11 protein-coding genes are annotated in these 12643 nt (G+C 44.3%); 9 read left to right on the top strand and 2 right to left on the bottom strand.

Features of this window, described 5'->3' with window-relative positions; all coding sequences use genetic code 11:
- Positions 1-384: 384 nt before the first annotated feature.
- Positions 385-1302 carry a UDP-N-acetylmuramate dehydrogenase gene (gene murB / locus H580_RS0102540; RefSeq protein WP_028593390.1) on the bottom strand — a complete coding sequence of 306 codons (918 nt, stop codon included), beginning with the start codon at positions 1300-1302 and terminating at the stop codon, positions 385-387.
- 286 nt (positions 1303-1588) lie between these two features.
- On the opposite strand from murB, the gene H580_RS0102535 reads away from it, so the two are divergent.
- The 9 genes from H580_RS0102535 to H580_RS0102495 all read left to right on the top strand — a co-directional run bounded on the left by H580_RS0102535 (position 1589) and on the right by H580_RS0102495 (position 10580).
- Positions 1589-2347 carry a MerR family transcriptional regulator gene (locus H580_RS0102535; protein ID WP_028593389.1) on the top strand — a complete coding sequence of 253 codons (759 nt, stop codon included), beginning with the start codon at positions 1589-1591 and terminating at the stop codon, positions 2345-2347.
- Between the two features lie 254 nt (positions 2348-2601).
- Complete coding sequence (gene rfbF / locus H580_RS0102530) at positions 2602-3369, top strand: glucose-1-phosphate cytidylyltransferase (protein WP_028593388.1); 768 nt, start codon at positions 2602-2604, stop codon at positions 3367-3369.
- A 1-nt stretch (position 3370) separates the two neighbouring features.
- Entirely contained in the window at positions 3371-4447 is a 1077-nt protein-coding gene (gene rfbG / locus H580_RS0102525; RefSeq protein ID WP_028593387.1) for a CDP-glucose 4,6-dehydratase, read from the top strand.
- A 3-nt stretch (positions 4448-4450) separates the two neighbouring features.
- The gene (locus tag H580_RS0102520) at positions 4451-5680 is read left to right on the top strand and encodes a class I SAM-dependent methyltransferase (protein WP_028593386.1); all 1230 of its coding nucleotides are present in this window, start codon (positions 4451-4453) and stop codon (positions 5678-5680) included.
- A gap of 9 nt (positions 5681-5689) precedes the next feature.
- Positions 5690-6604 carry an NAD-dependent epimerase/dehydratase family protein gene (locus tag H580_RS0102515; RefSeq protein WP_028593385.1) on the top strand — a complete coding sequence of 305 codons (915 nt, stop codon included), beginning with the start codon at positions 5690-5692 and terminating at the stop codon, positions 6602-6604.
- Between the two features lie 133 nt (positions 6605-6737).
- Complete coding sequence (gene hisC, locus H580_RS0102510; protein WP_028593384.1) at positions 6738-7811, top strand: histidinol-phosphate transaminase; 1074 nt, start codon at positions 6738-6740, stop codon at positions 7809-7811.
- A 46-nt stretch (positions 7812-7857) separates the two neighbouring features.
- A complete protein-coding gene (locus H580_RS0102505; RefSeq protein WP_051217171.1) occupies positions 7858-9087 on the top strand; it encodes a pyridoxal phosphate-dependent aminotransferase in 1230 nt (409 codons plus the stop codon).
- A 339-nt stretch (positions 9088-9426) separates the two neighbouring features.
- Positions 9427-9867, top strand: coding sequence for a hypothetical protein (locus tag H580_RS0102500; RefSeq protein ID WP_028593382.1), 441 nt, complete (start codon positions 9427-9429; stop codon positions 9865-9867).
- 11 nt (positions 9868-9878) lie between these two features.
- A complete protein-coding gene (locus tag H580_RS0102495) occupies positions 9879-10580 on the top strand; it encodes an AIM24 family protein (RefSeq protein WP_028593381.1) in 702 nt (233 codons plus the stop codon).
- Positions 10581-10720: 140 nt separating this feature from the next.
- Here the strand turns inward: H580_RS0102495 and H580_RS0102490 are convergent, their stop codons facing one another.
- Positions 10721-12511, bottom strand: a complete 1791-nt coding sequence (locus H580_RS0102490; protein WP_245583468.1) for a glycerophosphoryl diester phosphodiesterase membrane domain-containing protein — start codon at positions 12509-12511, stop codon at positions 10721-10723.
- Positions 12512-12643 lie beyond the last annotated feature (132 nt).

Genomic DNA, 12643 nt, shown 5'->3' with positions numbered 1-12643 from the left:
TATTTTACTTAAATACATCCTCATTTGTGCGATTATGGTCAAAAATGCATTTATTTTGGTCTCTTTTCCTATTAAAATGCCTAATCGAGAAAAATAACTGCATGTTTGTCCTTATCTATCGGAAAATGATGATTACTACTTAAAATAACTGCACTTTTGTCCGTGCCATCTTTATTTATGCGTTCATGTGGAGAATTTTGTGAATGCGGACTGTCCCACGCTAACTTAGCATGCAATAATGGGGGTAATCATTAACAATCAGCCTTCAGGAGTGAATAAAAAAATAACCTTCCTTCTCTATACGCAATAGATTCGGAAAGTTATTTATAGGTTATTTGATTGTTCGTTGTTGTTCATTATTGCAAAGAGAGCCAGCCTCTTACGCTAATTGTCTTCTCCAATAATCCGAACTTCTGTCTCCAACTCGACATTGAATCGCTCTTTCACCGTCTGCTGCACATGATGAATAAGCGCAATATATTCAGAAGCAGTAGCTTGATCAACATTGACGATGAAACCAGCATGCTTCGTTGATACTTCCGCACCGCCTACACGAGTCCCTTGAAGCCCGCTTTCCTGAATCAATTGACCAGCAAAATAGCCAGGAGGGCGCTTGAACACACTACCGCATGAAGGGTATTCCAATGGCTGCTTCGATTCACGCAGATAGGTCAATTCCTCCATCTTTTTCTGGATCGGATCAATATCTGAATGGACAAGCTTAAAGGTAGCTTCCAATACGATATATTGTTTGCGTCCGATTACGCTTGTGCGATAACCGAGCTCCAGCTCTTCTTTTGAAAGACGAAGCAGTTCACCTTCTGATGTCAGAACGAGCGTGTCTTGCAGTACATCCGAAATCTCGCCGCCATAAGCTCCTGCGTTCATGTAGAGTGCTCCGCCTACAGAGCCGGGTATACCGCAGGCAAATTCCAGGCCAGATAAGCTCTGCTTCAATGCAAATCTAGAAACATCAATAATAGCCGCGCCGCTTTGCGCAATGACGATCGAGTCAGAGACGCGAATGTCTGTTAATTGCTCGAAGCTTAATACGATGCCGCGAATACCTCCATCACGGACAATGACGTTGGAACCGAAGCCTAGAACGGTAATAGGAATATCGCGTTGGCGAGCGAAGCGGACGACTTGAGCTGCTTCCTCATAGGTAGCTGGTGTAACGAACAGATCTGCTGGTCCGCCCATGCGCGTGTACGTATGCTGACAGAGTGATTCTTCAAGTTGTATCGATGTTTCGGGAATAATCGTTAGTAATTGTTTATAAAGTTCAAGCCATTTACTCATATTGTTCATCCTTTATGTGTAATTAACCCTATCATTATATCAATCATTGACGGAATGAGCCATGATGGAATATACATCGGATAATTCCAATCCGTCATATATCATATGTACGTTAGCCTTTATAGTTGCTAGTCCAAATAATGGAATTTCCTAGTATTACCCTATTAATAGTTATGGAACCATAAATGGATGTGTCCTAATCTGGTTGTTATTATTAAAATAAAAATAACGCATTGACTCTAACGTAACGTAATAGTTTATTCTGCAAATACGAGGTGATGAAGAGATGTACAAAGTGAAAGAGGTGGCGGACTTGGCTGGGATCAGTGTGCGCACACTGCATCATTATGACAGCATTGGACTGTTGAAGCCAAAGAAGATAGAGGAGAACGGATACCGATATTACAATGATGACGATCTAGAGCGACTGCAGCAAATTCTCTTTTTTAAAGAGTTGGAAGTTCCTCTCGTTGAGATTCAGCGTATTATCGATCATCCGAGCTTCGATCGCAAGCACGCCCTCGTCTCCCATCGGAGCATGATGCTGCAGAAGAAGCATCGCCTCGAACGATTGATTCATACGGTGGAGGAAACTCTCCAATCGATGAAAGGAGCTATTGCGATGACCAAAGAAGACATGTTCGAGCCATTCGATATGGCTGAAATAGAAGAGCATCAGAAAAAGTATGAGCAGGAAGTAGAAGAGAAGTATGGGCACACCGACGCTTATAAAGAATCCCAAGAGAAAACATCAACTTATACGGCTGATGATTGGAAGCAAATTAAGCACGAGTGGGACTCCCTTTATAAGCAAATTGCGGAGCGAATGGACAAAGGTCCTGCGGATGAAGAGGTGCAGGCGTTAATTAGCGAATACCGCTCATTAATTACAGCGAATTTCTACAATTGCACGTTGGAAATATTCCGTGGACTTGGGGATTTATATACGTCGGACCCGCGTTTTACCAAAAACATCGATAAAGTGAAGCCTGGATTATCCTCTTTTTTGCAGCAGGCGATGCATATTTATTGTGATCGTCAATAAACGAAGCCAACGAAGCCGTTCTGGCTTCGTTTTTTTATTCTATACAGGTTAACTTACTTGCTGGTCATAATGACGGTAACCGACACGAGTGTTTGCTAGAGTTCATACGATAGTAATGAGAGATTCAATTTTTAAAATGAGGAAGTGTGAGGCTACCTCCAATACCAGCACCCAATAAGGATACTGTGCATAAAGTGTGACAACAACAATCGGTTATTCCTATTGAAAATATGGACAGCTAGGGGTGAAGATGAGTGAAGGCAGTGATTCTAGCGGGTGGATACGGAACGCGCATTGGTGAAGAGACTAATTTGAAACCGAAGCCAATGGTTGAAATTGGGGCGCAGCCGATTTTATGGCACATTATGAAAATATTCAGCCATTATGGAATTGGTGAGTTTATTATTTGCCTAGGCTACAAAGGCCATATTATTAAAGAGTATTTCTCCAACTACCGCCTATATCGGTCTGACTTTACGATTGATATGGATAAGGGTGAGATTACACATCATGCGACCAATGCAGAACCATGGAAAGTGACCTTGGTCGATACAGGCGAAGGAACAGAGACGGGTGGGCGTGTAAAGCGAATTGCCGATTATGTAGGTAATGATACCTTTTGTCTCACCTATGGTGATGGGGTAGGGGACGTAAATATAGAAGAGCTGATCCGTTATCATAAGCAGCACGGGAAATCAGCTACCGTTACGGCTGTGCAGCCGCCAGGCAGATTTGGCTCTCTTTTCGTTGAGAATCAAATGGTCGTGAACTTCAGGGAGAAGCCTGTAGGCGATGGCGGTTGGATTAATGGTGGTTTTTTTGTTCTGGAGCCGACTGTGTTCAACTATATAGCAAATGATCAAAGCGTTTGGGAAACGGATGTGTTAATGAAGTTAGCTGAACAGAAGCAATTGGCGGCTTATCATCATCATGGCTTCTGGCACCCTATGGATACGATGCGTGATAAGAAAAAGCTGCACTCGTTATGGGAAGACAATCAAGCGCCTTGGAAGGTTTGGTAATATGACGGAACATTCATTTTGGCATCAGAAAAAAGTATTCATTACAGGGCACACAGGTTTCAAAGGAAGTTGGCTTACCCTTTGGCTCACCTCACTAGGTGCACAAGTAATTGGATATTCCCTTTCTCCCATTTCATCCCCTAATCTATATGAAGCAGCAAACGTTTCAGAGCTATGTACCTCCATCCAAGGGGATATCAATGACTATCCATCACTATTGCATGCAATAAGCACGCATCAGCCCGAAATCCTATTCCACTTAGCGGCTCAACCGTTAGTCCGACCATCTTATAAGGAACCTGTTTACACGTTTGCTACCAATGTATTAGGCACCGCTCATGTGTTAGAAGCAGCCAGACAAACGAAAAGTGTGCAAGTCATCGTAAATGTCACGAGTGACAAGTGCTATCAAAATGATGGACTTGGACATCGGCATTTCAAAGAACATGATCCGCTTGGCGGACATGATCCGTATAGTGCAAGCAAAGCATGTTCAGAAATCGTTAGCGACTGTTACCGTAAGTCCTTTTGGAATGGCGGCTCTTCTTCCAATCCAGCATTGGCAACGGCAAGAGCCGGTAACGTAATTGGTGGGGGAGATTGGTCAGAAGGGCGGCTGTTTCCAGACATCGTTAGAGCGGTTACTACTAAGACGTCGCTTAGCATCAGAAATCGAATGGCGATTCGCCCTTGGCAGCATGTGCTGGACCCATTGCAAGGTTACTTACAATTGGCGGAAACGTGTTGGAGGGATCGTCAGTATGCTGAATCATGGAATTTTGGACCCATTTCGCAGGCTCATGTAACGGTTGATGAATTAATCCGTCTAACTTCCGACCATTGGGGCAAGTCACTGGATATTCGATATCAAGCATCGGATCACACTTCATATGAAGTGCTGATCTTGACATTAGACAGCAGTAAGGCCGTCCAGCAGTTAGCATGGCAGCCTAAACTCTCGGTAGAGCGAGCTGTGGAGTGGACGGTTGCGTGGTATCAACAATATCAGGCAGGGGCAAATATGAGCCTATTTACGCAGCAGCAAATCAAGGCTTACATCAAGGGAGAAGGAGTGTAGAGCATGGCACATTCGAACTGTCGTGTCTGCAAGGCGGCACTTACACATACGTTTTTAGATTTGGGGGTATCTCCGCTCGCAAATTCATTTTTAACGGCTGACCAACGAGATCATATGGAACCATTCTATCCTCTGCACGCCTATGTTTGCGATGCCTGTCTGCTTGTTCAGCTAGGCGAATATGAATCCCCACAGCAAATATTCAGTCATTATTTATATGCAAGCTCCTACTCATCCAGTTGGCTTAAGCATGCAGAAGCCTATGCAGAGATGGTAATTGAGCGATTTCAACTGAACAGCGAGTCGCAAGTGATCGAAATAGCAAGCAATGATGGTTACTTATTGCAATATTTCCACCAACGCAGCATTCAAACACTTGGCATTGAGCCCGCCTCTAATGTGGCTGAACTTGCAAAGGATAAAGGAATTCCAACAAGAACTTCATTTTTTGGAGAGCAATTAGCGAATCAGCTCGTACAAGAGGGATATCAGGCGGATTTATTAATCGCTAACAATGTGCTGGCTCATGTGCCTGACTTGCATGATTTTGCAGCCGGGTTCAAGCGTCTGCTGCGACCGAATGGAGTTCTGACGATCGAGTTTCCGCATTTGTTGGAATTGCTGAGAGAACAGCAATTCGATACGATTTATCATGAGCATTTTTCGTATTTCTCTTTGCGGACTGCTCAAAAGCTGTTAGCGGAGCATGGCCTTAAGGTTGTAGATGTCGATCAGATTCCAACGCATGGCGGTTCTTTGCGATTAGTTGTCAAACATGCAGAGAATTCAGGTGAGGCCACGACTCGGGTAGCCGAGATACTTCAGCTTGAAAGCGAAAATGGCCTTGATGAACTTTCTACCTATACACAGTTTTCGCAGCAAATAGCGCTTAGAAGGCGTGAAGTATTGAGCTTTTTCACGTACGTCCAGGCAATGGGAAAAAGTATCGTTGGTTATGGAGCGCCTGCGAAAGGCAATACGTTTTTAAATTATTGCGGTATCAGCAAAGATTGGCTTCCCTTTACCGTGGATCAAAGCCCGCATAAACAACATTTATATTTGCCAGGCACACGTATCCCGATCAAACATCCTGATGAAATCAAGCGGACGAAGCCTGAATATGTTTTGATTTTGCCATGGAATCTCAAGCAAGAAATTATGGAGTCACACGCCTATATACGAGATTGGGGCGGGCAGTTTGTCGTATTAATCCCTCATGCTCAGGTGTTATAAAATATGAAGATGAAGCGGGTTCTAGTTACGGGCGGAAGCGGATGGATTGGCAGACAGGTTGCAGCTCAACTGCTGGAAAAAGGGTTTGATGTTCATGCTACGTATCGAAATGCCGTGATCCCCAATACGTCTCAGGTAGTTTGCCACTGGCATCAGGTGGACTTGTTAGAGGAAGCAGAAGTTACGAATCTTATTCGCCAAATACAGCCTACTCATTTGATTCATCTTGCTTGGGAAGCTGTGCCTCCGCAATGCTATCACTCGATCACAAATTATCACTGGGTGCATGCCAGCATGGCCCTCATACGGCGTTTTGTAGAGAATGGCGGGACGGATATTGTTGTTGCGGGCAGCTGCGCGGAGTACGAGTGGGAGAATGGATATTTGGATGAGTATAGAACGCCGCTCTCTATGAAGACACCGTATGCTTTATGTAAAAATACGCTGCATACTTGGCTGCAATCTTATGCGGAGCACGTCGGCTTGCGAGTATGTTGGGCACGAATCTTTCATTTGTATGGGCCGCATGAGTCTGGCAAGCGATTCATCACTAGTATGATTACCTCTCTTTTGAAAAAGGAAGAAGTACTGTGCACGCATGGCAGGCAGTCTCGCGACTTTCTTTATATAGAAGATGTCGCATCGGCCCTTGTTTGCTTGGTAATGAGCCAGTTGAAGGGCGTCGTAAATGTGGGTTCAGGTCAGCCTGTACCGTTAAGGCTAATCGCTTCTATTATTCAAGAACAACTTGGAAGCAGGGAGTTTATTCACTGGGGAGCGATTCCGTTGCCAGCAGATGAACCTTTATTTGTAGGGGCAAGTATAGAGCGATTGCAAAAAGAAGCACATTGGAAGCCCAGGTATACGTTACGAAAGGGGCTCGCAGATACGATAGCGTGGTGGCGTAAACATGTAAAGGATTAATACTATAAATTGATTCCTTTCCTTATGTCAGCTAATCGCGGATATAAGGATATTTTTGTTAGAAACAAAGATTGCACTATCATTCTATACAAGCTATAGTAAGTTAAAATTAAATCGACGTGGAGGGGTTATATTGGTTATCAAATCAAGTGTTTTGCAATTAGAGCCTTATATTTCTGGCATTCAGCCGAAGCGTGACCCAGGCGTAATTAAGCTTAATTCGAATGAGAATCCATACCCTCCTACACCGACGATTCAACAGTGGCTGCAATCGTTCGCCATGCAAGAGCTGCGCTATTACCCGGATGCAACGAGCACAGAGCTGCGGCGAGCAATCGGGACAATGTACGGGATTGATCCGTCACAAGTATTTTGCGGCAATGGATCGGATGAAGTGCTGTCTGTCTTGTTCAATATATGCTTTGATGCAGGTGATACGATCGTAACGCCATATCCTACTTATACGTTGTACAAAACGTTAGCAGATATTCACCAACTGCAATGTGTATACGTGGATACAAATGAGCAATTTGAAATCTCAATTGAAAATATGCTTAAGCCAGCCTCGCAGGGCATCTTTATTGCGAATCCAAATGCGCAGACCGGGAGGCTGCTGGAACTGGCGCAGATTGAGCAGTTGCTGCAGCAGTATGAAGGTGTAGTCGTAATCGATGAAGCTTATATCGACTTTGCGGGACCTCATACGTCAGCAGTGTCGCTGCTAGAAAAATACCCGAATCTTGTCGTTGTTCGTACTTTCTCGAAGTCGTACTCCTTGTGTGGGGCGCGAGTGGGCTATTGCTTTGCCTCGGCTGACTTTGTTACTGCAATGGACAAGTGCAAAGATTCTTATAATCTTAACGTCATAAGCCAGAACATGGCTCGTTTGGCCGTTGAAGATCAAGATTATTTTATGGCTAATGTTGCACGGGTGAATGAAACAAGAGAGACGCTTAGTGAAGCATTGGTGCGGCTGGACTATGAAGTGTTCCCATCCAACGGAAATTTCCTCTTATGTCGACCTCGCCGCCATCAGGCGAAGGAAATTTACGATTACTTGCTGCAGCATCATATTTATATTAGGTATTTCCCTTCACCGCGGTTAAGTGATAAACTACGTATATCGATTGGTACAGAGGACGAAATAGCTGTGCTTCTCGAACGGCTGAACGATTATGAGCATACAGTGATTGCTATAGACGAATAGCATTTGTCACTGTTCTTTTATCATTTGCTAGAAAGGGAGTAGTGAGATGACTAGACAAAATGAATTCGCAGCTCAAGATAGCACATCCCTAGAAGATAATTTGTCTGCCCAAGTGCTGCAAGGATTGAATGGTGGATCGTGGATTCGTAAGCTATTTGAAGAAGGTGCAAGGCTGAAATCGATTCATGGCGCGGATCATGTATGCGATTTTTCCATTGGTAATCCGGTCTTGGATCCTCCGGCTGCTTTTTTGAAAGCTTTGCAAGAAGAAGTGGCGTCCACCACACATGGCAGCCACAGCTACATACCGAATCAAGGCTTGCCAGAGGCACGGGCTAAGGTAGCTCAATTTCTGTCTGATCGTTTCGCGGTTTCCATTCGTCATGAACATGTTGTGATGACAGTAGGAGCGGGCGGTGCCTTGAATGTTGCTTTGAAGGCGATATTGAATCCAGGTGACGAGGTGATCGTCCTTGTACCTTACTTTGCGGAATACAAAGGCTATATCGAGAACTATGGCGGACATGCTGTACCATGCTTGCTGACGGAGGATTTCCAGCCGGATTTGGATCGTCTTGCCCAAGTAATTACTGCTCGTACGAAAGGAATTATCGTAAATACACCGCATAATCCAACTGGAGCTGCATTTGAGCAAGCTCGTTTGGATGCGTTGGGCAAGCTTTTGCAAGATGCGCAGCATAAATATGGTCACAGTATTTATATGCTGTTCGATGAGCCATACAGCCAGCTTATTTATGATGCGCAGCTTGCTAACCCATTCATTAGCTATAACCGTGTCATCGTTGCTAGCTCGTTCAGCAAAGACTTAGGGATTGCAGGAGAGCGCCTTGGCTATATCGCGCTTGCTGACGACACACCGAATGCCGAGCTGTTGACGAGTGCATTCGTCTATTGCAATCGCACGCTAGGTTTCGTTAATGCACCTGTGCTTATGCAGCGTGCCATTGCTCGCATGGACAGCTTGAAGGTAGACGCCTCTGGCTACCGTGAGCGCAGAGACTTAATCGTTAGCGTGCTTGAGGAAGCAGGCTTCACCTTCACGAAGCCGGAAGGCGGGTTCTTCGTCTTCCCGAAATCCCCAATTGAGGATGAAGTGGCATTTTGTCAGCATGCGGCGCAGCAATACCGGATATTGATTGTACCGAGCCGAGGCTTTGGCCTTCCAGGCTACTTCCGACTGTCGTTCAGCGTTTCTTCAGAGCAAATTGAACGTTCGCGTCCATTGTTCAAGGCGTTGATGAATGATTTTAGATAAGGTGCATAATTGAAGCTAGATTAGCTTTCGTTAAATATTTTTATGGTGGACTCGCCTTTGGGCGGGTCCTTTTTGCATGCGAACGTTGTATAATGGCATTGTCGTCTGTTGTCATAACTTGCAACGTAATGGCTCATGAATCCGTATATATTTGGTAAAGCTATCGTCATAGTTCGCAAGATGACAGACAAGAACGATGGGGCAGTTGATTATTTTTAACATAGCAGATCTTTATGCAATGCAACGATCTAATTCTACTAACTTTATCAAGTTTAGATCCTTTATGACCGATAAATCTACATCACATTTGATGTAAATAACATTCAAGGAGGTGAGCGTATGCGACGAACGAATGGGAGAGCTTATCATCGTACCGGAATGTTGTGTGCCATGTTCATCGTGAGCGTCATATTGTTCTGTTATCCGGCTCCTAGTGCTCAGGCGGGCCTGTGGGATTGGATGGAGGGCATATCCGAGATGCCTAAGGAATTTAACGAGCTTAAGGGCCAATATAATCAGATGGAGCAATCTTTAAAAGACTCGCAGCAGCGTTATCAAGAGATGACGGACAAGCTGAACGGCGAAAATGACCAACTGCGCCAGCAGAACGAACAATTAATGAACCGATTGCTTCTATTGGAGGAGCAGGAGCTCAAACAGAAGCAGCAGGTGCGCAAAATATTTATTACAATCGCGACGGGCGTAGGTTTGTTACTATTGTATTTTGTGTTGACTAGAGTGATGCGTGTGATGGTATGGAGCCGTCACCGCAGTCGATAGCAGGTGCAGGTATGAACATTATTAATGAAGCAGAAGCAGTGTTATCACAAGCTTTATCCATAGAGCTTAGGGCGGGCGAGGTCGTCTATATTCTTCATCCAGGACAAATTTTGTCCTTTCAAGGGGCTTCTGCACAGCGAGAAGACCAATTGATGGATATTGCGGGCATTTACCGTAAGCGCAAATTCATTCAATCCCGTATATCTGGGCCTGTTAAGTTTATGATTGGCTTGCCGACAGGATTCAGCATGCAGACGATTCCCATTACGGCGGGATCGGATTTGTTATTTGAATGGAAGCATGTCATGTTCTATACAGCAGGAATGAAAGTGGATCGTCGTGTGCAGACGTTTAAAAATGCAGTTATTACACGAGAGCTCGTTAAAATGAAGTTTACGGCTGAAGATGGTCTGCTCGGTGTTATTTCTCACGGACCTCTTTATCGGATGGAGCTTGATCCTGTACGGCCGACTTATGTTGATGTCAGCTGCTTAGTAGCATATCCCGAGAATGCGCAATTAAAGCCTGTCGTGTACGGCAACACATTAGCGAGCCAGCATATGAACTATCATTGGGAAATAACAGGGAAAGGCTATGTACTGCTGCAAACCAGCAAATCGGATGGGCAATTGGAACGGGATTTAGATGGCGGCGGATTTATTAAGCGTATTTTACGTGAAGTCATTCCATTCGGTGGTGTGTTTATAAAATAAGGGGCGAAAGAAGTTGTGGTCAATTACTGCAAATAATGCAGCTGCAAATGATCTGGAGCCTGCATAGAAAAGGGATGATAAGAGTCTCGAACTCTCGTCATCCCTTTTTTGGTACATGCGGGTCCTTCATTTATGCATGGTTAATGAAGCATATTGATATGCTCCCGAATGTCGGCTGTAATATCAGTAATAACTCCGTCCACGCCTAATTTATAGAAGTGTTCAGCACTATTTATATCATTCACAGTCCATACGTACAGCGGCTTATTCAAAAGCTTCGCAGAAGCAATAATACGAGAACTAATAAATGACTGCTCAATAGCGAAATAGTCTACATCATAAGGATGCAGAGAACGGAACGCTGCAAACATTACATAGCCAATTTTGATGTTTGGAGCTGCAGCTCTAAACTCCTGTAAAAATTCATAATCGGTACTTTGCACATATACCTCATCTTGAATGCCATGCTTATGAATCGTGCTTACTAAGGAAGCAACCAAATTTTGCTCGTAGCCATGCGGCTTCAAGTCGATTGTAAATTTTGTTTTTCCTTTGAAGGCAGCAATGACTTCATCCAATGTTGCGATGCGACTTGTTAGTTCTCCGTCTCGCAGTGGAATATGCTGAAGCTCATCCCATGTAATGTCGTAAATCGGAATATCATGCCCCGTTAATCGCTTTAAGTTTTCATCATGAAAGACAACCAACTTGCCATCCTTTGTTTGCATAATATCTAATTCAATTCTGTCAGCCCCTGCTTGCACGGCACCTTCGAAGGCCTCCATAGAATTCTCAATGCCAGATGATAGATCTCCGCGATGAGCCATAAGAATAAATTCATCTCGCCGAGCAGGTTGTTCGCTTGCAAATAGCGTCGTAAGTCCCCAGCCAAGTGCGATGCACAACAGCATGATCATCGTGATAAGCTTGCCGCCCTGCTTCTTCACTTGCTGTTTCTTACCTTTTTCGCATATCCAGTAGGTTGGATCAATGCCATCCTCATCCGCAGCATAATCGGCTGGTTCTGTATACTCCATATAAACACGAGTAATGGCGATGACGAACAAAGGTGTAAGCAATAAGGACAACGTGTATAATCCTAAGCTCATCATCATGCCGATTGCCATGTCGATAGCGATGTTTTCGCCAAGTATCCACATCGTAAGCAAAATGAACAGCACAAGAAGTATAAAGAAGAACACAACAATCAAGATCGAAACAAGCAACCATTCCGCAAGTAAAGCGAGCAGGGTGAACTTGCTGCGCCAGAACAGTTTGGCACTGCGCCGAACGACTTGAATGAAACGCTGTGTTCGTTCTAATACGAGAATAGGCAGCGCATAAATGCAAATTAAGTTCATTGCACCGATAAAAACAAAAAAGCCTACAACCGCCAGCAGTCCAGCTAGCGTCTTCATGAGCTCGTTGGTAATAAATTCAGGAATAAGAAGGCTAGGCAGAAGCGAAGCACCAAATCCTGCATCCAAGAGTGGGAAGAGCAACAGCAAATAGATAGCGAGTCCAAGCAATCCAATTCGACCGAGCTTAGGCAGTCGTATCAACACTTTCATTAGAACGGCGCGTACCCGAACTTCACGTCCTTGAATGCTGTAATAGGCAATATAGACGAGCACGGCGAATTCGGTATAAATAATCGCAATTGCAATGGGGGCAAGTACGATTAGGCTCACCATGCCATGTCTGCTGAATAGGAACCGGATGACATCATGGTTGGCAATCGCTTGATAGCCTCCCCAATCCAAGATTTGATTAAATAAAGCAGACAATAGCGGAATGAATATTCCGATCGTCAACAATTTGTATACGAGTTCAAATAAAAGCAGCGGACGCCATGACAGCTTCAACACCCGCAATACTTCGCGAGTCATGCGCATGACTAAACTTTTTTTAGATGGTATTGCATCATTCATATCGTTCATCCTCATTTAGTTCATTACATAATCAGACGCAGAATAACGTACTTACACGTCAGAGAGGTCTGTTTCTATTTTTACACATTTTTGTGGGAAACGCATCAATCCTGTGCCATCCACCAGTATGTT

Origin of the sequence: Paenibacillus assamensis DSM 18201 (assembly GCF_000422445.1) — a bacterium.
Taxonomy (GTDB): Bacteria; Bacillota; Bacilli; order Paenibacillales; family Paenibacillaceae; genus Paenibacillus_B; species Paenibacillus_B assamensis.
Note: the sequence above shows the minus strand (reverse complement) of the source record. Positions and strands in the feature narration are given on the sequence as shown.

Coding starts and splice junctions, on each gene's coding strand:
- H580_RS0102500 (WP_028593382.1), top strand. CDS start 9,427: ATGCGACGAACGAATGGGAGAGCTTATCATCGTACCGGAATGTTGTGT.
- H580_RS0102520 (WP_028593386.1), top strand. CDS start 4,451: ATGGCACATTCGAACTGTCGTGTCTGCAAGGCGGCACTTACACATACG.
- H580_RS0102495 (WP_028593381.1), top strand. CDS start 9,879: ATGAACATTATTAATGAAGCAGAAGCAGTGTTATCACAAGCTTTATCC.
- H580_RS0102535 (WP_028593389.1), top strand. CDS start 1,589: ATGTACAAAGTGAAAGAGGTGGCGGACTTGGCTGGGATCAGTGTGCGC.
- H580_RS0102490 (WP_245583468.1), bottom strand. CDS start 12,511: ATGAATGATGCAATACCATCTAAAAAAAGTTTAGTCATGCGCATGACT.
- H580_RS0102505 (WP_051217171.1), top strand. CDS start 7,858: ATGACTAGACAAAATGAATTCGCAGCTCAAGATAGCACATCCCTAGAA.
- rfbG (WP_028593387.1), top strand. CDS start 3,371: ATGACGGAACATTCATTTTGGCATCAGAAAAAAGTATTCATTACAGGG.
- H580_RS0102515 (WP_028593385.1), top strand. CDS start 5,690: ATGAAGCGGGTTCTAGTTACGGGCGGAAGCGGATGGATTGGCAGACAG.
- murB (WP_028593390.1), bottom strand. CDS start 1,302: ATGAGTAAATGGCTTGAACTTTATAAACAATTACTAACGATTATTCCC.